This is a genomic window from Streptomyces clavifer (assembly GCF_036345975.1).
Taxonomy (GTDB): Bacteria; Actinomycetota; Actinomycetes; order Streptomycetales; family Streptomycetaceae; genus Streptomyces; species Streptomyces clavifer.
Genome location: NZ_CP107793.1, coordinates 4,132,965 through 4,152,547 on the forward strand (window position 1 = coordinate 4,132,965; position 19,583 = coordinate 4,152,547).

Below are 19,583 nucleotides of genomic sequence, written 5' to 3' on the forward strand. Positions count from 1 at the left end.
CCGCTGTCGTACGCTCGCACCATGGCTGACGTACCGGACGAAGCAGCAGCGGCGCAGGTCATCGAGGCGACGCTGAACGACGCGGAGCTCGCATGGGAGAGCCCAGGACCCGGCAGCTACGTCGTGACGCTGCCCGGCACCCGGAAGCTGTCCACGACCTGCTCCCTGCGGGTCGGCAGGCACTCCCTGTCCCTCAACGCCTTCGTCATCCGCCACCCGGACGAGAACGACGCCGCCGTGCACCGCTGGCTGCTGGAGCACAACCTGCGTCTCTTCGGGGTGAGCTACGCGATCGATCCGCTCGGCGACGTCTATCTCGTCGCCAGACTGCCGCTCTCCGTGGTGACCCCCGAGGAGCTCGACCGGCTGCTCGGCGTGGTCCTCGAAGCGGCGGACGGCGCCTTCAACTCCCTGCTCGAACTGGGCTTCGCGAGCGCGATCCGCAAGGAGTACGCGTGGCGGGTGGAGCGTGGCGAGTCCACGCGGAATCTGGACGCCTTCACCCACCTGACCCGGCGCTCCGCCGACTGATCCCCACCACGTGGCCGGGCGCGGGGCGGTCCGGCGCCGCAACACCGTTGGGCGCCGCCACCTCGCCGAGGGCTGCCACCTCGTTGATGGCCGCCACCTCGCCCAGCGCTGCCACGAGCCGCGGAGCCACCTCCGTGCGCGTCCACTCCAGCGCGTCCGCAGGGACGCCCCGGGGGACTGTTTCGGTGAGCATGATCAGGTAGAGGTAGCTGCGGTAGAGGGCGAGCCTGAGCCGTACCGACGGGGTGAACTCGACGGGACCGCCCGCCGTGGACGCGTACCCGGAGAGGAAGTCCCGGTCCGCCTCCACGTCCCCGAACAGCGCTGCCGAGACGAAGTCGGCGACCGGGTCGCCCCAGAACATCCGCTCACCGTCGATGATCCCGCCGATGGACCGGGTGCCCGGCTCCCCGGTCACCAGCAGATTGCCCTGCCACAGATCGAAATGGACCAGGGCGGGCCGGGTCACGTCGTCCAGTACGTAGTCCGCCGAGCCGAGCAGCGCACGGATCTTCCCTGTCGGCCACGGCAGTTGCGCGCCGTATGCCTCCGCGTCGTCGAGCACCGCACCGGTCATCGCGGTGAACGCCTCCCGCCAGGTCGGCGACGGCGGCCCGAAGGGCTCGGCGGGGTACCCGAACCCACCCGGTCCCGTCACGGTGTGGAGGCGTCCGACGAGCTGTCCGAGCTCCGTGCGCAGACCACGACGCTCACTGTCCGTCAGCTCGGCATCGAGGTCGTGCCAGGGCCGCCCCGGACACGCGGTCATGACGACGTACGCCCCCGCCGGTTCGGTGGCGTCGGTCCGGCTGTGCACGACCTGGGGGATCGTGCCGCGCCCCACGGGCGCCGCCTCCTCGTAGAAGGTGACCTCGTTGACGAGCAGCCGCTGTTCGTAGCTCATCCCCGCACCGTGGAGGGGCGGGATCTTCACCACCCAGTCGCGGCCGTCCTCGAAGGTCACACGAGTGACGACGTTGTACGTGCCACCGGTGAGCGGCTCGTAGGAGGCGACCGCGCTACCCGGCCCCGCGGCGGCCTCGACCGCGCGGCGTACGGCTGCTGTTGCGTCGACGGGCACGGGCGGACTCCTCGGACCATGCTGCGGTGGTCCCACAGCGTCTTCACAGCGTGATCACAACAGAGTCACGATCACATCCCGTGACCGTGCGGAGCGATCATCGGACAGGTGTCCGAACGTAGAGTGTGACGCACTGCAACACCCTTCCCCTGGCCGCTGAAGTTCCGTGCCGGAAGGGGCTGTTGATCCTACGGACGCGAGCTTTCAGACGTGAGCCCCCGGACGTGACATCTCAGACGGAGAGACGAACCATGCGCGCCACCGCCGTACGCCGTACCGCCCTCGCCGCAACCGCAGCGGCCCTGGCCCTGCTGGCCACCGCCTGCGGCGGCTCGGACTCCGCCGGCACGAAGGACGGCGCGAAGCCGGACGCCGGGGCCGACGCGAAGCCCGCGGTCAAGGCGCTGACGTCCGCCGAGCTGGAGAAGGCGTCGCTGGAGCAGGGCGACGTCGCAGACCACAAGATCACGAAGACCGGTCCGGAGGACATCGCCGCGGCAGCCGACGTCACCGTGGACAAGAAGAAGTGCGAGCCCATCGGTCACGCCTTCTACGGGGTGAAGCGCGGCACGCCCGTCGGGAACGCCGGCCGCAAGGTCGTCAGTGAGCCCAAGAAGCCCACCGGTGCCTCGAAGGACGACCTCGCGGGCGCACTCGACTCGACGTCGTCGCTGGTCACGCTCGCCTCCTACGAGGGCGACGGCGCCGTGAAGAGCCTGGCCGAGCTCCGCGAGTCCGCGGCCAAGTGCGCCACCGGCGGCTTCACCCTGACGATGAAGGACTCCAAGCAGAAGGTCGTCAAGCTGACCGAGGAGAAGGTCAACGGCGGCGAGGAGGCCGTCGCGTGGACGGTGCTGATGGGTGAGGCGGACGCACTGGTCCCGTTCAAGCTCGTGACGCTGCGCCAGGGCGGCACCGTCGCGACGGTCTTCTCCTTCAACCTGAGCGCCTTCGGCGGGAAGTCCCCGGACTTCGACATGCCGACCGCGGTCATCGACGCGCAGGCCAAGAAGCTCGGCTGAGGCCCGTCCACGTCCTCCGGGTCACGGCAGCGGTACGAGCCGGACCACGGTGACCGTCAGCACGGACCCGGAGACGTAGTAGAGGACGATGGCCCCGGACACGGTCGCCTCGCGCCTGTCACGTTCACGCTTGACGGCCGTGGAGGCATGTCCGTACGGCTCACGGCCGAGGGTGCGCGCCATTGCGTCCCGGAAGGCGTCGCCGTCCCCCATCTTGGCCAGGGTGTCGTCGGCGGGCGGTGCGTAGGAGATACGGAAGCTCAAGCGACGCTCCGCCTCTCGGCCTCGTCCTGCGCCAGTCGGTGCAGGATCTGCTCGGCCTCGGGATCGGGTACGGATTCGAGCATCCAGTGCCGCATCACGGCCTGGATCTCGTGCACTCCCGCGTCGTTGATCGCGTGGTCGAACTCCTCGCGTCTCTCCTCGGGCAGCGCGGCACGGATCGCCGGGATGCTGTTGGGCACCTCGACCTCGGTGCCGCCGACGAAGGTCTTCAGAGACTCGCCCATGATCGCTCTCTCCGATCTCCTTGCTCCTCGTGCTCTGCCTACCCGCTCCCCGTCCCGCACGCATGTGAGCAACAGGCGGCCACAGGGGTCACGTTAGCGGGTGCCGCTCGGGCCCGGACCGTGCGTACGGTCCGCACGCACGCGCGACACACCCCGGCCGGAAGCAGTCGGCCGAGGCTGGAAGCGCTCCGGCGCACCCGGGTGCGCCCCGCCGGCACGCGGGGCGCACCCGGTGCGGCCCACCCGCGCCCGCAGACAGCCGGCTTCGGCACTGCCGCGGTGCAGATTTCGTGGCCCTCCCTGTGCCGCAACCGGTGCCGAGAAACGGACGCGGCTGCCCCGGAACAGACCGTGGACGCCCTTCCACCTGCGTCGTACGCTGCCGATCATGAAACCCCCCGAGCGGGACACCGAGGCGCCGCCAGAACGCCCGACTCTGCTGTGGGGCGTCTCGTTCGCCGCGCTGGGCGTATTCCTGCTCACCTGGGCCCTGCTCTGGCTGAACGCGTACGTGGTCAACGACGACCTGCCCAACGCCTGCCACGACCTGCGCAGGCAGAGCTTTCCACCGGAGGTGGCGTGCGCTTCCTTCGACGGCACGACCACCGGCGGGAACCCCGGGTGGCTGGAGGCGCTGTTCCTCGCCTCCCTCATCACGACGGCGCTGATGGGCACGATGGCGGCGGCGATAGGCACGGCGATCCAGATCAAACGACGCTTACATGATCGGCCGGACAGCTCCTAGGAGGGCGATCCGGTCGGCTGCTCACGTGCCGACGATCGCATCACCCGCACGTATGGTCGGGGCTTGGTGAGGTACATGACCCGACCCGGCCCTTCGGCACACGGTTTTCGGAGGTGGAGGCGCTGGTCGACTCCGTCTCTGGGAGATCAGCGACGCCCGCGCTCGATGGACCTTGTTGTCGCCTACACCGCACTCGTTACTGATCTGGGCGCGGGAAGGCGGGTGGTCCCCCCGGCTCCCACACGTGCTCCGCTGCCGGAGTTCGTCGCCGATGCGGAGATAACGCGGCCGCTTTGGGCACATGGAGAAATTAAGCGTTGCGTCGACCGACCAAGTGCGTGTGTGTCTCGCTGCACCCAGCTAAGAGCTCGTAACAAGATCTTGTTCAAGCGTTCTGGTCGGGTGGGGCCAGAGTCAGCGCTAGGCGAGCGCGTGCGGGCTGAGGGCGGTAATCGAAGTTGGCAAGGACGGCTCAGATGTTGGGTGCGTGACTTTGCTTCTGGATCATCGTCGTGGCCCGGTGGTGCCAGGGACCAAGATGCCCCAGCGCTGAGTGGAGCCGCCTTCTGCCCCAAGGCTGTGGCGTGCGCCTGCCACGACGGTGGGCAACCGTTTGCTGATCTCAGCCGTCATATGCACATGACGACGACGCCTGCCCTCCCATCCCTCGTGCTGCGCGGCAGCAATGCCACCGCCCGCTTCGGGGACGGACTCGACTACGTGCAGTGGGAACAGGACGGGCGCGTGACACAAATTCCGCTGGATGCCATCGAAGCGGTCCGCAGCCTCGACCGCTCGTTCGAGGTCGTACTGACGACTGCAGAGGCCGACCGCCCTCCTGCCGTGTACGCGGTTCACGATGCCAGCGCCGCTGCCGTGACCGCGGTCTGCGCCGCCCTGGAGGCCCGCCTGCCCGAGAGCGCGGCCGAAGGACCGCGCGTCGACGGCGAGGATCTGATCACCGAAGTGCCTGCTGGGCACCCCCGATGGTCCTCGAAGCGCTGTCTCGTTGTCGCCGTGATCGCGGTCTTCGCGGTGATCGATGTGGCAGTGGCGGTGCTCCGTGAGCCGGCATGGGCGATCGCGCTGCCGTTCTTTCAGCTCTTCGCGTGTGCGGGGGCATTCATGGCTCTGACGCTGGGACGAGGCCTGTACGACGCGCTGCGACTCCCCAAGCACGGCATCACGGTGATGGCCGAACTCGACCACTACACCGACAAAACCAAGGTGTACCGGTATGTGGACCAGGATGGCGGGCTGCACTTCTACCGGGAGCCGACCGGCGGGCAGCAACTGGAGCTCAGTTACGACCCGCGCAACCCCAGCCGCGCCTCCGCCCGCCAGTCCCTGTACGGCCAGGTCATGATGGCGCTGATGGCAGTCGTAGGCCTCGGTATGGCCTGCGGCGGGCTTGGAGTCACCGGGTACCAGCTCTTCATCGCATTGCGTGGCTGACTCCGTACGCGCGCGTGCCGAGCACTTCTTAAGAACTGGAACCACCGCTCATGATCGGCACTGCTTGAGGCGCCTGAAGCAGATCAGGCTGCAGGCGAGGGAGACGAAGGCGTCGTGGAGTTCGGTGCGGCGTTCCCAGCGCACGGCGAGCCGCTTGAACTGGTGGAGCAGGGCGAAGGTCTGCTCCACGATGTAGCGGAGCTTGCCGATGCCCTTGATGTTCGGGGATCCCTTGCGTGAGATGACAGGCAGGATCCGTCGGTTCCGCAGTGCGTCGCGGTGGGCGTTGGAGTCGTAGCCCTTGTCACCGAGCAGGGATTCAGGTCGGCGCCGGGGGTGGCCGGGGCGCCCTGCGACGGGCGGGATGCCGTCGACCAGGGCGAGGGTCTGGGTGACGTCGTTGACGTTCGCCGCGGTCGTGATGACCTTCAGTGGGGTGCCGCGTCCGTCGCAAATCAGATGGTGCTTGCTGCCTGTCTTCCGTCGGTCGACCGGCGACGGACCGGTGTCGGAGCCCCCTTTTTCGCGCGGATGTGAGAACCATCCACGCAGGCCCGTGACCAGTCGAGCTCGCCGGCCGCGTTCAGCTCGGCGAGCATGACCCGGTGCAGCCGGTCGAAAGCCCCTGCCTTCTGCCACCGGTCCAGGCGACGCCAGCACGTCTGCCCGGAGCCGAAGCCCAGCTCCAACGGCAGAAGTTGCCAGGCTATGTCGTTGTAGAGGACGAACAGAATGCCCTGCAGACAGAGCCGGTCCGACACCGGCCGAGGCCCCGGAGACCGCTCCGGCCACGGCGGCAACAACGGCTCGATCAACGCCCACAACTCATCGTCCACGATCCACGGTCGAGTACCCACACCCTCACGAACGGCCGCCTCGTCACACCGGTAACGCCCAACCAGCCCACATCAACAAGATCGTGTTACGAGCTCTTAGGGACCGAACCGCCCGACGTAGAGAGTTGATCCGTCACCTACATCGATGATGAGTTGGGCCTCGCTCTTTGCTGGCTCATGAGAACGTCCTCCGCGGTCACTCAGGTCCCATGACGCTGCTTCAGGTAATCCGCTACGGTTGATCTATCGCTCAGAAGGTGGATGTTGAGGGGGCCCATGCCGACACTGCTCTACTACCCTTTGGTTAGACCGCCCCAGGCAGTCCTGCATCAGGCGCTGCTGTACTGGGACGACATCGCTTCCGTAGTGCCGGGCGATCCAGAGGTCTACGAGGTCGCGGTCTCGGAAGAGTTGAAGGACCTCAAAGCGAGAGGGCTCTACCACCCCATCGTTCTGGGCCAGCAATACAACCAGCCACTCGACGACACGCTTCACCTCGATGTTTTGATCAGGGAGCTTCGCGAACTGGCCTCCAGGCCGCCAAGCCCTCAGGTCTCGGTCATGGACGCCTTCCTCTTCCGCTCAAAGGTCGGATACCTTTTGGAGGCGGAGATCATCCGCCTAGGCTTGGGGCGGCGGCTTGGGAACGCACGGACACCACTTGGTGCAGCTGTAGCTGTCTCCAGGGAGGTGCGACTCCTCTTGATCGGTACGTTGGCACAGGAAGTGGCTCTCACGACCGATGCTCGCGCCTACACGCCCTACACGGATCAACGATTTTCCTATGAAACGTCGTTGCGTCCAATAGCTCCTGGCTTCGGTGTGGCGGCCTGGCGGGTGGAGTTGGGCCGCTTGCTTCCGATGCCAGCGCCAGGTACACCCACTTCTGAGGTGCTGGCTTTTCGCGACAGGTATGCCTCCGAGCGAGAGCGCTTGATGCGTGCTACGCAGACCATGCTGAGCGATCTGTGCCGCGAATGGGAGCATCCAGCCGACGTGCTGCAACGAATGCGGGTGGAGCTGAACCAGGCATGCGGGGATTATCAGTCGGCGGCCCGAGCGAGCCGTACAGCCTGGGTGCACAGGTCGATCTCGGTCACGGTAGGAGTAGCTGCAGCTGCTGTAGGGGCGTTGATCGTCCCGAATCTCGGCTGGGTTGCTGGCATAGCGGGTAGTATCGGATTCAATATCGCTACTCGAGAAGTTCGCCCACTGTTCTTTGCGAAAAGAGAGCATCCGTTCAGCTATCTACACCAGGTGGATCGCGAGCTGGCGTAATGACTGCTGCCCTGACGCTCGTTGTCACTGCCAGCCGCTGTTTCACTGGGTTACTGAGATTGAACGCGTGGTGTCGTAGGGGGTGACGGCTGGCCGTTGGCTGCGGTATCACCGAAGGCATGCGGTATCCACAAGAGGGCGGGCTGACCGCCTAACGGCAGCATTTCCGTGAAGAGTTACGGCTCCAGGCGGCCGAGCGGTTCGCCCGGGGTGAGGGCAGTACAGCGATCGCCAGAGATCTGCGGGTCAGTGTCCGTTCGGTCCAGCGATGGCGTCACGCGTGGGCCGAGGGCGGCCCGCGATCCCTGCGGTCGCAGGGGCCGGCGTCACTGCCGAGGCCGAGCGATCAGCAGTTCGCTCAGCTGGAGTCGGAGCTGGCCAAGGGGCCGGCCGCGCATGGCTGGGAGGACCAGCGCTGGACTCTGAGCCGCGTGAAGACGTTGATCGGTCGGCGCTTCCATCTGACGTACACGATCCAAGGTGTGCGGAAGCTGTTGGTGCGTAACGGCTGGTCCTGTCAGGTTCCGGCCCGTCGTGCCATGGAGCGGGACGATGATGCGGTCGCTGGGTGGGTCAAGGAGGTGTGGCCCCGCGCGGAAGGTTAGCGGCGGCCCGTGGGGCCTGGCTGGTCTTCGAGGACGAAGCTGGCTTCTCCATGACGCCGCCGCACGCCAAGACCTGGTCACCACACGGCCGCACTCCGGTGGTCCGGGTCCGCGGCCGTTCCCGCCGCCGACTCTCCATTGCCGCCCTGACCTGCTACAAACCCGGCTACCGATCGAGGCTGATCTACCGGCCGCGACGGGACGACGGCAACCGTGACGGGCGCAAGAGCTTCTCCTGGCGCGACTACCGGGACCTGCTGATCGCCGCCCACCAACAACTCGACGGCCCCATCGTCCTCATCTGGGACAACCTCAACGTCCACAAAGCCGCAGGGCTGAGGGAGTTCGCCGAATCCCGCGACTGGCTGACCATCCACTACCTGCCACCCTACGCACCCGACCTCAACCCCGTCGAAGGCATCTGGTCACTCCTACGCCGCGGCTGGCTCTCGAACGTCGCCTTCCGCACCCCGGAACACCTCGACCAGACCGTCCGGCGCGGCCTGCGGCACATCCAGTACCGCAGCCATCTCATAGACGGCTGTCTCACCGAGACCGGCCTGACCATCCGACCCGCCTGATCAGCAGCACGACATCCCGAGTTCAACCTCAGTAGTGCGATCTTCGGATCGCAAAACGTTAAGCGTCATAACGGGCGGGTTCAAATGTTGTCCGATTTCGATCCTCATATTTGAGATCCGCTTTGGGGCTTCAAGTATTGGTTCCAAATGGATGTTTCAGTCCGTAGGGCAGGTCGGTTTATCCAACCCGGGTTGTCCAAGCTGAATTGTCCAAGCCGGGTTGTCCAAGTTGGGCTGGCTAAACCGTCTAGTCAGCACTGACGGCCGCTCCGCAAGGCCACCGGACCCTCTCCCCCTACAGGGAGGGGATCCCGTTCGCGCGCGACGCTCCACATCCGGAGGTCCAGGAAGTGCGAGGTGAAACGGCCAGCACCAGGCAACGAGTGGCAACGAACGGCAACGAGTTGCGTGGGGGTGACTCCTGGAAAGATTGGTCTGTCCGCAGAGTCCCCGAGAAATGTCGAAGCGCTCTGTCCAAGAACTTGGACAAGCTGTCCACGCGCATGAACAGGCTGTCTATGCAAACGAACAGAGTGGCTTTCAGCTGCACGTTTGTCTGTCGCGCGATGACTGTGGGAAAGTTCCTGCGGCATGTGAATGCCGCCCCCGCAAGGGCGGCATTCGCCTCCATTGCCACGCCCCAGAAATCACCTTGCGAAGTGAACCGAGCACAGCTGGAGGGCTCCATGGTCCCACGCGTCGGCGTAACCGTCGATATCCACCCTCGCGATCTCCCGATCGCGCTCATCGGCACTGCCGGCGGCGCACTCGCCCTCTGGGCTGACGCCCCCGCGGAGATCGCCGTCCCCGTGGCACTGCTGATCGTCCTCGACATCCGCATCCGCCGCTGGAGCAGACCCGCCTGACGGCCCGTTGAGCACGTGACGGCCCACAGACGGCCCAGCGCACCAGAAAGCCCCCCACCACGCGGAGAACCCGCAGGTAGGGGGCTTCTTCAGCTCTGCTTACTTCTTCTTGCCCTGGTTCTTCACGGCCTCGATGGCCGCCTTCGCCGCCTCCGGGTCGAGGTACGTGCCGCCCGGCTTCAGCGGGCGGAAGTCGGCGTCCAGCTCGTAGGCGAGCGGGATGCCCGTCGGGATGTTGAGGCCGGAGATGGCGTCGTCGGAGACGCCGTCCAGGTGCTTCACCAGACCGCGCAGGCTGTTGCCGTGGGCGGCGACCAGGACGGTCTTGCCGTCGAGGAGGTCCGGGACGATGCCGTCGTACCAGTACGGCAGCATGCGGTCGACGACGTCCTTGAGGCACTCCGTGCGCGGGCGCAGCTCCGTCGGGATGGAGGCGTAGCGCGGGTCGGCGCTCTGCGAGAACTCGGTGCCGTCCTCGAGGGCCGGCGGCGGGGTGTCGTACGAACGGCGCCAGAGCATGAACTGCTCCTCGCCGAACTCGGCCAGGGTCTGGGCCTTGTCCTTGCCCTGGAGGGCGCCGTAGTGGCGCTCGTTCAGCCGCCAGGAGCGGTGTACGGGGATCCAGTGGCGGTCCGCCGCTTCCAGCCCGAGCTGTGCGGTGCGGATCGCGCGCTTCTGGAGGGAGGTGTGCACGACATCGGGGAGCAGGCCGGCGTCCTTGAGCAGCTCACCGCCGCGGACCGCCTCCTTCTCGCCCTTGTCGGTGAGGTCTACGTCCACCCAGCCGGTGAACAGGTTCTTCGCGTTCCATTCGCTCTCGCCGTGGCGGAGGAGGATCAGCTTGTACGGTGCGTCGGCCATGGGTCCGAGCGTAATCGAACCCGTGCAGCCTCCGCGCGCCCGGTCACAGGGCGGACAGGGGCGTCCGTACTGCGGGTACGGCGTGACGTTTGACGGTCGGCGTCAATCGAGTGGCGGCCGGGGATCCGCGCTTCGTAATGTTCGGACAGCCATCGGGCCGCTTACAGGAGCAGAGCCCGTATCCGTTGTGTGCGTCCTCGGGGGGAAGCCTTATGTCCGTCGCCGGTCTGAGAAAGGCGGCGCACGAGACGGTCGCCGGGCTCCCCAGGGAGTTCTGGTGGCTGTGGACCAGCACGCTGGTCAACCGTCTCGGGGCCTTCGTCGCCACGTTCATGGCGCTCTACCTGACCCTGGACCGGGGCTACTCGGCCTCGTACGCCGGACTGGTCGTCGCCCTCCACGGGCTCGGCGGGGTCATCTCCTCGCTGGGGGCCGGGGTGATGACGGACCGGCTGGGTCGTCGGCCGACCATGCTGATCGCGCAGCTCTCGACCGCCGTGTCCGTGGCCGTGCTCGGCTTCATGGTCCATCCCGGGGCCATCGCGGGTGTCGCCTTCGTGGTCGGCATGGCCAGCAACGCGTCCCGGCCGGCCGTGCAGGCGATGATGGCCGACATCGTCCGGCCCGAGGACCGGGTGCGGGCCTTCTCGCTCAACTACTGGGCCATCAACCTGGGCTTCGCCATCTCCTCGGCCGCAGCCGGATTCATCGCCGAGTACAGCTACCTGGCCGGGTTCGTGGGCGAGGCCGTGATGACGCTGGTGTGCGCCGTCGTGGTCTTCCTCAAGGTGCCGGAATCGCGGCCCGAGGCGGTGCCCCCCGCGGCCGGCACGCGGGCCCCGGACGACGTGCGGCTGAGCACGGTCCTGCGCGACGGGCGCTTCATGGGAGTCGTCGGACTGTCGTTCCTGGTGGCCCTGATCTTCCAGCAGGGGTACGTGGGGCTGCCGGTGGCCATGGGCACGGACGGGCTCTCCAGCTCTGATTTCGGCATGGCCATCGCCGTCAACGGGGTGCTGATCGTGGCCCTGCAGATTCCCGTCACCCGCTTCATCCAGCACCGCGACCCGCGCCGTCTGCTGATCATCTCGTCCGTGGTCGCGGGGTACGGATTCGGGCTGACCGCCTTCGCGGGATCGGTCGGGGTGTACGCACTGACGGTGTGCGTCTGGACGATCGCCGAGATCGTGAACGCGCCGACGCAGACGGGCATCGTCGTACAGCTCTCCCCGGCACACGGCCGGGGCCGCTACCAGGGCATGTACACGATGTCCTGGTCCGCGGCAGCGCTCGTCGCCCCGCTGATGTCCGGTTTCGTGATCGACCACTACGGCGCCGACTGGCTGTGGGGCACCTGCGCCGTGCTGGGCACGGTCGCGGCGGGCGGCTACTGGCTGCTCATGCGCAACCTGCCTGATCCTGTGACTGCCGGATCGGCTCCGGTGGGCGCCGGGTCTGCTCCGGTGACCGCCACCGCCACTCCGGATGTCGTGGGTGCCGCGTCGGCCCCGTCCGGCCGGCCGGCCGCGGAACAGGCCTCCGCGGAACAGGCCTCCGCGGAACAGGCCTCCGCGGAACAGGCCTCCGCGGAACAGGCCTCCGCGGAACGGTTCCTTGCGGAACAGCCCCTCGCCGAACCGAAAGTCTGAGCGCCCCGAACGGGACAGGCCCCCCGACCGGGACAGGCCCCCCGAGCGGGGCGGGGCCGGCAGTGCCCCGCGGCGGACGTCCGTCCGCCGCGGGGCACCACCGGCCGTCTCCGGTCAGCCGGAGCATCCACCGCACTGGCACGGCGCGCCGGACTGGCAGCCGCACCCGCAGCCCGAGCCGCAGCCGCAGGCGCCGAGCACGGTCAGGTGCACCACTTCGGTCGGGGTCTCCTGCTGGGGTTCGGTCATGGGGGAATCGGCCATGGTCCCTCCTCAGGGCGTACGACTCGACGGCGTACGACGCATGCGTACGACGGGGGCGTACGGCATCCGTGCCGCCCCCGTCCCATTGCATGCCCAACCGGGCGGGCGCATCAACAGCGCACGCGCGCCGGGACAAACGTGCTACCCCCCAAGCGCCCTCTGCGCCGCTACGCTCCCTCCACCGGCGCCGCCGCCTGGATCTCGTCCGCGTGCTCACCCGTCACCAGGTAGACGACGCGCTTGGCGACCGATACGGCGTGGTCGGCGAAGCGCTCGTAGTAGCGGCCCAGCAGCGTCACGTCGACGGCCGTCTCGATGCCGTGCTTCCAGCGGTCGTCCATCAGGTGCTGGAACAGCGTGCGGTGCAGCAGGTCCATCTCGTCGTCGTCCTGCTCCAGCTGGAGCGCCAGGTCGACGTCCTTCGTGATGATGACCTCGGCGGCCTTCGCCATCAGCCGCTGCGCCAGCTGCCCCATCTCCAGGATGGTGGCGTGCAGGTCGTGCGGCACCGCCGACGCCGGGAAGCGCAGCCGTGCCAGCTTGGCGACGTGCTGGGCGAGATCGCCCGAGCGCTCCAGGTCGGCGCTCATCCGCAGTGAGGTGACCACGATCCGCAGATCGGTCGCGACCGGCTGCTGGCGGGCCAGCAGCGCGATGGCCCGCGCCTCCAGGTTGTGCTGCAGGTCGTCGACCCTCTGGTCCGCGGCGATCACACTCTCGGCGAGCTTGAGATCGGCGTCGAGCATGGACGTCGTGGCCCGTCCGATCGCCGATCCGACGAGCCTGGCCATCTCGACCAGGTCCTCGCCGATCGAATCGAGTTCCTCGTGATAAGCGTCGCGCATGGAAGTCCCTCTCCAGATCCTTACTGAGGCCGGGGTCTCTGGGCCGACCCCCACGCTCCCACGGTGCGCGGCCAACGCGTCGGGATCCGGCCCCCTAAATGAACCACCACTATCCCCTCGGTGAACTCTGGGCGACGAGTGTTCGAGATGGCACCCGGATGGCTGGGAGAGTGTCGGCACGCCCGCATAACCTTGAAGCATGGACGTGAACGCGGCAGTGGCCGCAGCTGCTGCGATCGCCGGGTTGTGCACCGGTGTGATCGCGATGCTGGCGTTCCGCTGGAGTGAACGCGAGCAGAAGCGCCCCACGCGTACGTCCATGCGGCCCGACAGCAATGCCCCCCTGCCTCCCGGGGTGGACACCGTCCTTTCCGTGCTCAGCTCGTCCGCCGTCGTGCTCGACGAGAGCGACAGCGTCGTCAAGGCCAGCTCCGCCGCCTACGCGCTGGGGCTGGTCAGGGGCGGACGCCTCTCGGTGGAGCCGATGCTCCACATGGCCAGGGACACCCGGCGCGACGGTGAGATACGGCAGGTGGAGCTGGACCTCCCGCGGCGCGGTACGGGACGGGGGGAGGCGCTCGCCGTCTCGGCCCGGGTCGCTCCGCTGGGGTCGCGGCTGGTGCTCCTGCTGGTCGAGGACCTCACGGAGGCGCGCCGCATAGAAGCGGTCCGGCGCGACTTCGTCGCCAACGTGAGCCATGAGCTCAAGACTCCGACCGGCGCGCTCTCGCTGCTCTCCGAGGCCGTCATGGACGCGTCCGACGACCCGGAGGCCGTGGAGCGGTTCGCCGGGCGCATGCAGATCGAGGCGACGCGCCTGACCAACCTCGTACAGGAGCTCATCGACCTCTCCCGGGTGCAGAACGACGACCCGCTGGAGGACGCGGAGCCCGTACGGGTGGAGGAGCTGGTCGCGGAGGCCGTCGACCGGTGCCGGCAGCAGGCCGGTTCCAAGCAGATAACCATGGCGTCGGGCGGCACCGCGGGCCTCTTCGTCTGGGGGAACCGTGGCCAGCTCGCGGCCGCCCTCGGCAATCTCGTGGAGAATGCCGTCAACTACAGCCCCGCCCGTACCCGCGTCGGCATCGCTGCCCGGCGGCTGGTCGCACCCGGCGGGGATCTGATCGAGATAGCCGTGACCGACCAGGGCATCGGCATCTCCGAGAAGGACCGCGAGCGTGTCTTCGAGCGGTTCTACCGCGTCGACCCGGCCCGCTCACGGGCCACCGGTGGCACCGGTCTCGGCCTCGCCATCGTCAAGCACGTGGCCGCCTCGCACGGCGGGGAGGTCACTGTCTGGAGCTCCGAGGGACAGGGCTCCACCTTCACCCTGCGACTGCCCGAATCGGGTGTCGTGCGGAGTCGCACCAGCGGCGGTCCGCTCATCGTCAACGGTGCCGTTGACGACGAGGGACCGTACGAGACCGATACTTTTGAACCATTTCCTGCCCCGGAGGCTCTTCCGTGACCCGAGTGCTTGTCGTCGAGGATGAGGAATCCTTCAGCGACGCCCTGTCCTACATGCTCCGCAAGGAAGGCTTCGAGGTGGCCATCGCGGCCACCGGCCCGGACGGCCTCGACGAGTTCGAGCGCAACGGCGCCGACCTCGTCCTGCTGGACCTGATGTTGCCGGGCCTGCCCGGTACGGAGGTCTGCCGGCAGCTGCGGGTGCGGTCCAACGTGCCGGTGATCATGGTCACCGCGAAGGACAGCGAGATCGACAAGGTCGTCGGCCTGGAGATAGGAGCCGACGACTACGTGACCAAGCCCTTCTCCTCGCGGGAGCTGGTGGCCCGCATCCGTGCGGTCCTGCGCCGCCGCGGCGAGCCGGAGGAGGTCACTCCGGCGGCCCTGGAGGCGGGCCCGGTCCGGATGGACGTCGACCGTCACGTCGTCACGGTCTCCGGCGGCAAGGTCGACCTCCCGCTGAAGGAGTTCGACCTCCTGGAGATGCTGCTGCGCAACGCGGGCCGCGTACTGACCCGCATGCAGCTGATCGACCGGGTCTGGGGTGCCGACTACGTGGGGGACACGAAGACCCTCGACGTGCACGTCAAGCGGCTCCGGGCCAAGATCGAGCCCGACCCGGGAGCGCCGAGGTACCTGGTCACGGTGCGGGGGCTGGGCTACAAGTTCGAGCCGTAAACCGGCACGGCGGTCCCTGACGCGCGCACCCCGGCACGGAGCCGGACGGCGGGCCCGGTGGCCGCGGTACCGCTGCGCGAAGGGGCGTCTCCGGCCGGAGACGCCCCTTCGCAGCACCATGCGTCAGTGGGAGGTGGACGCCTCGTCCGACTCCGTGGACGTGCCGCTCTCCGCCTCGGAGCCGGACTCGGAGGCCGACTCGGATTCCGCCGGGGTGCCCGACGGCTCGCCGGGCGTCTCGGAGGCGCTCTCCGAAGGCTTCGGAGAGGGCGCCGGCAGCGCGCTCGGGCCGAACTCCTTGAAGAAGTGGGTCGCCGGGACGATCGCGGCACCCAGCTGGACGTCACCCGTCCTGCTGAACGCGAAGACGACGTTCTGCACGTCGCCGGCGCGCCCGGCCTGCCGACCGTTCTCGATCACGGCGGAGGCGTTGCCCTTGCCGCCCAGGATGACGCGGCCGCCGGCCGGGACCACGACCGGTCCCTTGCCCTCAGCTGCCTGCAGCTTCACCGTGGCGCCGGTGCCCGGCAGCGTGACGGTCTCCAGGACCTCCTGCTTCGGGCCGTCGTTGAACAGCGTGGCGGCGACGACGGCAGGGCCCTCGGCGTCCTGCTCGGGCTGGATGATGACGTTCGCGTTCTGGATCTTGATCCGGTCGACGGTGGTGGCCGCGTTGTCCGGCCTGACCTTGAGCGTCTCTGCGTTGTTGCCCGCGCCGCACGCGGACAGCGTGCCGATCGAGAACACGAGGGCAGTGGCGGCGAGGGCGCCGTGTCGAAGGCTGCGGCTCACGGCGGCGGCAACTCCTTGAACGTTCGGACTGCGGACTTCGGACTCTGCGGACAGGAAGGCCGAGCGACGTAAAGCCGCCCTAAGTGTGTGTCAGCGGACTCAGGTTACCGAGCGGCCGTCCCGGGCCCGCACCCGACCCGCCCCTACGGGCGCCCGACCTGACAGCCGGTCCGATCTCGCCGTTTCGCACCGCGTTCACAAAGCGCCCGTGATCGGTGCGCGACCGGGCGCGTGATCAATTCTCCCGGCGGTGGCGCATTCCTTGCGCATAATCCACCCGGCGGTCGGGCGTTGATCAATTTCATTAGCCATCGAGACTAAGGGCCGTACGGGTGATCGATGTCCGAACGGGGGAGGGAAAGTTCAGATCCGTAATCCGGCAAAACGGGACGTTCAGCCCCTTCTGAGCGGGTTCCGGTCCATGTGACGCACGTGTTTCAGTGCGACCGCGCGCCCGCTCCGACCTGCGAATATCGCCTTCCGGCGGCCTTCCGCAGCACGTTCGTGTTGCTGTTGTCAAGCCCTGAGATATGCTCTGACCTGCGAAAACGCCATTCAGGAGAAGCCGTTCTCGTGTTACTCTGGATAGCCACGGAAGGGGTACCTGTCACATGACGTTCAAGGTTGGCGACACCGTGGTCTATCCCCATCACGGGGCCGCGCTGATCGAGGCTATCGAAACTCGCCAGATCAAAGGCGTGGACAAGACCTACTTGGTGCTCAAGGTCGCCCAGGGCGACTTGACGGTTCGTGTGCCGGCGGACAATGCGGAGTTCGTCGGTGTGCGTGACGTAGTCGGGCAGGAGGGGCTGGACCGGGTCTTCGAGGTGCTGCGCGCGCCGTACGCCGAAGAGCCGACGAACTGGTCCCGACGCTACAAGGCAAATCTCGAGAAGCTCGCCTCCGGCGATGTCATCAAGGTCGCCGAAGTGGTGCGTGACCTGTGGCGTCGTGAGCGCGAGCGTGGACTCTCCGCAGGTGAGAAGCGCATGCTCGCCAAGGCCCGCCAGATCCTGGTGAGCGAACTCGCCCTCGCGGAGAACACCAACGAGGACAAGGCCGAGGCCCTGCTCGACGAGGTCCTCGCGTCCTGACGCTTGACGCCGGCGTCCGGATCGCACCGGAATCCGGATCACGCCGGTCGTAGGTATGTGCCGCGGTGCCCGCTGACACACCGTCCTGGACGGTAGGTCGCCGGGCGCTGCGGCATGTCCGGACATGCTGCGGCATCCATGAGATCCCACGGCGGGTCCGCCGCCTCGAAGACGACCGGATCCCGTCGGATCCGTGCCGTCGGCGTGCTTCCCTCAGCAAGCTCAACCAAGCCCTCGCTGCCGCCTGCCCGACCAGGGGTCACGGAAGGGGTCCCGGTCAGGTCAAGGCGTCGCGCCCGGCTCGCTGGGGCCATACCCATGTCGGCCGTGGCAACAAACCTGCCGAAGCTTCGGAGTGCAACCGATGTCACCGATGTCCCCGACGCCAGCCGAACCGCGCCCGACCCGCACCGCGGCGGTGATCCCCGCGGCCGGCCGCGGAGTCCGGCTCGGCCCCGGAACCCCCAAGGCGCTGCGCGCACTCGGCGGGACCCCCATGCTGATCCACGCCGTACGGGCGATGGCCGCGTCCCGCGCCGTCAGCCTCGTCGTCGTGGTCGCACCCCCGGACGGCGCGCCCGAGGTCAAGAACCTCATCGCCGATCACTCCCTGCCCGAGCGCACCGACTACCTCGTCGTCCCGGGCGGTGCGACCCGGCAGGAGTCCGTGAGCCTCGGCCTCGACGCCCTGCCCGAGGACGTCTCCGTCGTGCTCGTCCACGACGCGGCCCGCCCCCTGGTGCCCGTCGACACCGTCGACGCGGTCGTCGAAGCCGTACGGGAAGGGGCGGTCGCCGTCGTCCCCGCGCTGCCGCTCGCCGACACCGTCAAGGAGGTCGAACCCGGTGCGCCGGGCGAGCCCGAGCCCGTCCTCTCGACCCCGGTACGGGCCAGGCTGCGCGCGGTCCAGACCCCGCAGGGCTTCGACCGGGACACGCTCGTCCGGGCCCACAGGACCGTGGCCGTCGACGGAGAGGGCGCGACCGACGACGCCGGCATGGTGGAGCGCCTCGGCGCACCCGTCGTGGTCGTCCCGGGGCACGAAGAGGCATTCAAGGTGACCCGGCCGCTGGACCTGGTCCTGGCCGAGGCCGTTCTCGCACGCCGGAGGGCGAACGATGGATTCTGAGCACATGCAGCAGCAGGCCCCGGCGCCCGTGATTCCGCTCGTCGGGATCGGGACGGACATCCATGCCTTCGAGGAAGGCCGCGAGCTCTGGTGCGCCGGCCTGCTGTGGGAGGGCGAGGGGCCCGGTCTGGCCGGCCATTCCGACGCCGACGTGGTGGCGCACGCCGCGTGCAACGCCCTGTTCTCGGCCGCCGGGCTCGGCGACCTGGGACAGCACTTCGGCACGGGCCGCCCCGAGTGGTCCGGCGCCTCCGGGGTCACCCTGCTCACCGAGGCCGCCCGGATCGTGCGTGCCGAGGGCTTCGGGATCGGCAACGTCGCCGTCCAGGTCGTCGGCCTGCGCCCGAAGATCGGCAAGCGGCGCGACGAGGCCCAGAAGGTGCTGTCCGACGCGGTGGGCGCCCCCGTCTCGCTCTCCGCCGCCACCTCTGACGGCCTCGGGTTCACCGGCCGGGGCGAGGGCATCGCCGGTATCGCGACAGCCCTGGTCTACCGCACCGCCGGCTGACTCCGTCCGGGCCGCCCACCTGCCCCGCGTCGCCCCGCCCTCTTATTGCGCATCACTTGCACGTACGCTGATACGGCAGGTGATGTGCCGTACGGGGCCCGTGGGGCCGGGAGCGAGGGTGAGGGTCCGTGAGGGCGACCGCGGAGGCGACAAGGGTTCCGGGCGCGCCTGCCCACACGGGCGGGTACGACGCGCACGCGGGTGGGTACGACGCGCCTGCCCACACGGGCGGGTACGAGCTGCGGACCGCCACCGCGCAGGACCTCGGCGGCGCACGGGCGGTCATGCTGGACACCGTCTACCGCGACCTCGGCTCCGGCTACGTCCCGCGCTGGCACGCCGACATCATCGACCCGGAGAGCGCCTATCTGAGGCCCGACCGCTGCACGCTGCTGGTCGTGCGGCACGGTGACGAGATCGTCGCCACGGGCGCGGTGCGGGACCGGGGCCCCGCGGCGCCGCCCAATCCGCAGTGGGTCGCCGACCGCTTCCCCTCCGGGACGACCGCTCAGCTGTGCCGGATCTACGTACGCCCCGAGCACCGGCGGCACGGGCTGGCCCGGTGGCTGGTGCGGGAGCTCGGGGCCTTCGCCGCCGGGGCGGGCGGCTACACCTCGCTCTACCTGCACACCGACCCGGCCGTGCCGGGCGCCGAGCCGTTCTGGCGGTCGTTGGCGCGCGAGGTCTGCGACGAACGGACCCTGCCCGGCGGAGGCCAGGGCATCATCCACTTCGAACTGCCGATGCCGATGCCGGCCGCTGTGTGAACCACCAGCCGCTCCGATGA

Annotated in this window: 21 protein-coding genes and 1 pseudogene; 14 read left to right on the forward strand and 8 right to left on the reverse strand. The window is 68.4% G+C overall.

The annotated features are described in order from the left end of the window. The first annotated feature begins 21 nt into the window (after positions 1 to 21). Positions 22 to 531 (forward strand): type III secretion system chaperone family protein, encoded by a 510-nt coding sequence (locus OG927_RS17945; RefSeq protein WP_056797842.1) that lies wholly within the window; start codon positions 22 to 24, stop codon positions 529 to 531. On the opposite strand, the gene OG927_RS17950 is transcribed toward OG927_RS17945, so the two are convergent. Next, positions 500 to 1,612 carry a phosphotransferase family protein gene (locus tag OG927_RS17950; RefSeq protein ID WP_209470027.1) on the reverse strand — a complete coding sequence of 371 codons (1,113 nt, stop codon included), beginning with the start codon at positions 1,610 to 1,612 and terminating at the stop codon, positions 500 to 502. The genes OG927_RS17945 and OG927_RS17950 overlap by 32 nt on opposite strands. Positions 1,613 to 1,863: 251 nt before the next feature. Here OG927_RS17950 and OG927_RS17955 point away from each other — a divergent pair, with 251 nt between their 5' ends. Further along, positions 1,864 to 2,634, forward strand: a complete 771-nt coding sequence (locus OG927_RS17955) for a hypothetical protein (protein ID WP_330320445.1) — start codon at positions 1,864 to 1,866, stop codon at positions 2,632 to 2,634. Positions 2,635 to 2,655: 21 nt separating this feature from the next. Here the strand turns inward: OG927_RS17955 and OG927_RS17960 are convergent, their stop codons facing one another. Together OG927_RS17960 and OG927_RS17965 are read right to left on the reverse strand one after the other, a co-directional pair. Next, the gene (locus OG927_RS17960; RefSeq protein ID WP_056797401.1) at positions 2,656 to 2,898 is read right to left on the reverse strand and encodes a hypothetical protein; all 243 of its coding nucleotides are present in this window, start codon (positions 2,896 to 2,898) and stop codon (positions 2,656 to 2,658) included. Further along, a complete protein-coding gene (locus OG927_RS17965; protein WP_124281501.1) occupies positions 2,895 to 3,143 on the reverse strand; it encodes a hypothetical protein in 249 nt (82 codons plus the stop codon). The genes OG927_RS17960 and OG927_RS17965 overlap by 4 nt, the downstream gene beginning before the upstream one ends. A gap of 388 nt (positions 3,144 to 3,531) precedes the next feature. On the opposite strand from OG927_RS17965, the gene OG927_RS17970 reads away from it, so the two are divergent. Continuing rightward, entirely contained in the window at positions 3,532 to 3,888 is a 357-nt protein-coding gene (locus tag OG927_RS17970; protein WP_330320446.1) for a hypothetical protein, read from the forward strand. A 639-nt stretch (positions 3,889 to 4,527) separates the two neighbouring features. After that, entirely contained in the window at positions 4,528 to 5,343 is an 816-nt protein-coding gene (locus tag OG927_RS17980; RefSeq protein WP_330320447.1) for a DUF3592 domain-containing protein, read from the forward strand. Between the two features lie 48 nt (positions 5,344 to 5,391). Here the strand turns inward: OG927_RS17980 and OG927_RS17985 are convergent. Continuing rightward, a protein-coding gene (locus OG927_RS17985) for an IS5 family transposase (RefSeq protein WP_392930595.1) occupies positions 5,392 to 6,182 on the reverse strand; the annotation gives its coding sequence in 2 pieces (ribosomal slippage) (positions 5,392 to 5,865 and positions 5,868 to 6,182; 789 coding nt in all). Between the two features lie 273 nt (positions 6,183 to 6,455). Between OG927_RS17985 and OG927_RS17990 the strand changes: the two genes are divergently transcribed. The 3 genes and pseudogenes from OG927_RS17990 to OG927_RS18010 all read left to right on the forward strand — a co-directional run bounded on the left by OG927_RS17990 (position 6,456) and on the right by OG927_RS18010 (position 9,509). After that, the gene (locus OG927_RS17990) at positions 6,456 to 7,457 is read left to right on the forward strand and encodes a hypothetical protein (protein ID WP_319101090.1); all 1,002 of its coding nucleotides are present in this window, start codon (positions 6,456 to 6,458) and stop codon (positions 7,455 to 7,457) included. Between the two features lie 119 nt (positions 7,458 to 7,576). After that, a pseudogene (locus OG927_RS36190) lies at positions 7,577 to 8,643 on the forward strand (IS630 family transposase). Positions 8,644 to 9,302: 659 nt separating this feature from the next. Continuing rightward, on the forward strand, positions 9,303 to 9,509 hold the full coding sequence (locus OG927_RS18010) for a hypothetical protein (RefSeq protein WP_319101095.1): 207 nt from the start codon (positions 9,303 to 9,305) through the stop codon (positions 9,507 to 9,509). A gap of 99 nt (positions 9,510 to 9,608) precedes the next feature. Here OG927_RS18010 and OG927_RS18015 read toward each other — a convergent pair whose 3' ends face one another. Beyond that, a complete protein-coding gene (locus OG927_RS18015) occupies positions 9,609 to 10,370 on the reverse strand; it encodes a phosphoglyceromutase (RefSeq protein ID WP_056797351.1) in 762 nt (253 codons plus the stop codon). A gap of 212 nt (positions 10,371 to 10,582) precedes the next feature. Here OG927_RS18015 and OG927_RS18020 point away from each other — a divergent pair, with 212 nt between their 5' ends. Beyond that, positions 10,583 to 12,019, forward strand: coding sequence for an MDR family MFS transporter (locus OG927_RS18020; protein ID WP_330320450.1), 1,437 nt, complete (start codon positions 10,583 to 10,585; stop codon positions 12,017 to 12,019). 114 nt (positions 12,020 to 12,133) lie between these two features. Here OG927_RS18020 and OG927_RS18025 read toward each other — a convergent pair whose 3' ends face one another. Both OG927_RS18025 and phoU read right to left on the reverse strand, forming a co-directional pair. Then, complete coding sequence (locus OG927_RS18025) at positions 12,134 to 12,283, reverse strand: hypothetical protein (RefSeq protein ID WP_164494140.1); 150 nt, start codon at positions 12,281 to 12,283, stop codon at positions 12,134 to 12,136. 167 nt (positions 12,284 to 12,450) lie between these two features. Next, entirely contained in the window at positions 12,451 to 13,128 is a 678-nt protein-coding gene (phoU, locus tag OG927_RS18030) for a phosphate signaling complex protein PhoU (protein WP_056797341.1), read from the reverse strand. 199 nt (positions 13,129 to 13,327) lie between these two features. On the opposite strand from phoU, the gene OG927_RS18035 reads away from it, so the two are divergent. Beyond that, positions 13,328 to 14,596 carry a sensor histidine kinase gene (locus OG927_RS18035; protein WP_056797338.1) on the forward strand — a complete coding sequence of 423 codons (1,269 nt, stop codon included), beginning with the start codon at positions 13,328 to 13,330 and terminating at the stop codon, positions 14,594 to 14,596. Next, positions 14,593 to 15,273 carry a response regulator transcription factor gene (locus OG927_RS18040; protein WP_014047499.1) on the forward strand — a complete coding sequence of 227 codons (681 nt, stop codon included), beginning with the start codon at positions 14,593 to 14,595 and terminating at the stop codon, positions 15,271 to 15,273. The genes OG927_RS18035 and OG927_RS18040 overlap by 4 nt, the downstream gene beginning before the upstream one ends. Before the next feature lie 123 nt (positions 15,274 to 15,396). On the opposite strand, the gene OG927_RS18045 is transcribed toward OG927_RS18040, so the two are convergent. After that, a complete protein-coding gene (locus tag OG927_RS18045) occupies positions 15,397 to 16,065 on the reverse strand; it encodes a DUF461 domain-containing protein (RefSeq protein WP_124281497.1) in 669 nt (222 codons plus the stop codon). Positions 16,066 to 16,676: 611 nt separating this feature from the next. Between OG927_RS18045 and OG927_RS18050 the strand changes: the two genes are divergently transcribed. The 4 genes from OG927_RS18050 to OG927_RS18065 all read left to right on the forward strand — a co-directional run bounded on the left by OG927_RS18050 (position 16,677) and on the right by OG927_RS18065 (position 19,563). Continuing rightward, positions 16,677 to 17,159: a CarD family transcriptional regulator gene (locus tag OG927_RS18050; RefSeq protein ID WP_006380568.1), complete on the forward strand. Its 483-nt coding sequence runs from the start codon at positions 16,677 to 16,679 to the stop codon at positions 17,157 to 17,159. 364 nt (positions 17,160 to 17,523) lie between these two features. Further along, entirely contained in the window at positions 17,524 to 18,288 is a 765-nt protein-coding gene (gene ispD / locus OG927_RS18055; RefSeq protein WP_056797333.1) for a 2-C-methyl-D-erythritol 4-phosphate cytidylyltransferase, read from the forward strand. Then, complete coding sequence (gene ispF, locus OG927_RS18060; protein ID WP_056797328.1) at positions 18,278 to 18,796, forward strand: 2-C-methyl-D-erythritol 2,4-cyclodiphosphate synthase; 519 nt, start codon at positions 18,278 to 18,280, stop codon at positions 18,794 to 18,796. Before ispD ends, ispF begins: the two co-directional genes overlap by 11 nt. A gap of 239 nt (positions 18,797 to 19,035) precedes the next feature. Continuing rightward, on the forward strand, positions 19,036 to 19,563 hold the full coding sequence (locus tag OG927_RS18065) for a GNAT family N-acetyltransferase (RefSeq protein WP_056797839.1): 528 nt from the start codon (positions 19,036 to 19,038) through the stop codon (positions 19,561 to 19,563). Positions 19,564 to 19,583: the final 20 nt, after the last annotated feature.

Coding starts and splice junctions, on each gene's coding strand:
- OG927_RS17970 (WP_330320446.1), top strand. CDS start 3,532: ATGAAACCCCCCGAGCGGGACACCGAGGCGCCGCCAGAACGCCCGACT.
- OG927_RS17965 (WP_124281501.1), bottom strand. CDS start 3,143: ATGGGCGAGTCTCTGAAGACCTTCGTCGGCGGCACCGAGGTCGAGGTG.
- OG927_RS17980 (WP_330320447.1), top strand. CDS start 4,528: ATGACGACGACGCCTGCCCTCCCATCCCTCGTGCTGCGCGGCAGCAAT.
- OG927_RS17945 (WP_056797842.1), top strand. CDS start 22: ATGGCTGACGTACCGGACGAAGCAGCAGCGGCGCAGGTCATCGAGGCG.
- ispD (WP_056797333.1), top strand. CDS start 17,524: ATGTCACCGATGTCCCCGACGCCAGCCGAACCGCGCCCGACCCGCACC.
- OG927_RS18015 (WP_056797351.1), bottom strand. CDS start 10,370: ATGGCCGACGCACCGTACAAGCTGATCCTCCTCCGCCACGGCGAGAGC.
- OG927_RS18025 (WP_164494140.1), bottom strand. CDS start 12,283: ATGGCCGATTCCCCCATGACCGAACCCCAGCAGGAGACCCCGACCGAA.
- ispF (WP_056797328.1), top strand. CDS start 18,278: ATGGATTCTGAGCACATGCAGCAGCAGGCCCCGGCGCCCGTGATTCCG.
- OG927_RS18020 (WP_330320450.1), top strand. CDS start 10,583: ATGTCCGTCGCCGGTCTGAGAAAGGCGGCGCACGAGACGGTCGCCGGG.
- OG927_RS17990 (WP_319101090.1), top strand. CDS start 6,456: ATGCCGACACTGCTCTACTACCCTTTGGTTAGACCGCCCCAGGCAGTC.
- OG927_RS17955 (WP_330320445.1), top strand. CDS start 1,864: ATGCGCGCCACCGCCGTACGCCGTACCGCCCTCGCCGCAACCGCAGCG.
- OG927_RS18050 (WP_006380568.1), top strand. CDS start 16,677: ATGACGTTCAAGGTTGGCGACACCGTGGTCTATCCCCATCACGGGGCC.
- OG927_RS18035 (WP_056797338.1), top strand. CDS start 13,328: ATGGACGTGAACGCGGCAGTGGCCGCAGCTGCTGCGATCGCCGGGTTG.
- phoU (WP_056797341.1), bottom strand. CDS start 13,128: ATGCGCGACGCTTATCACGAGGAACTCGATTCGATCGGCGAGGACCTG.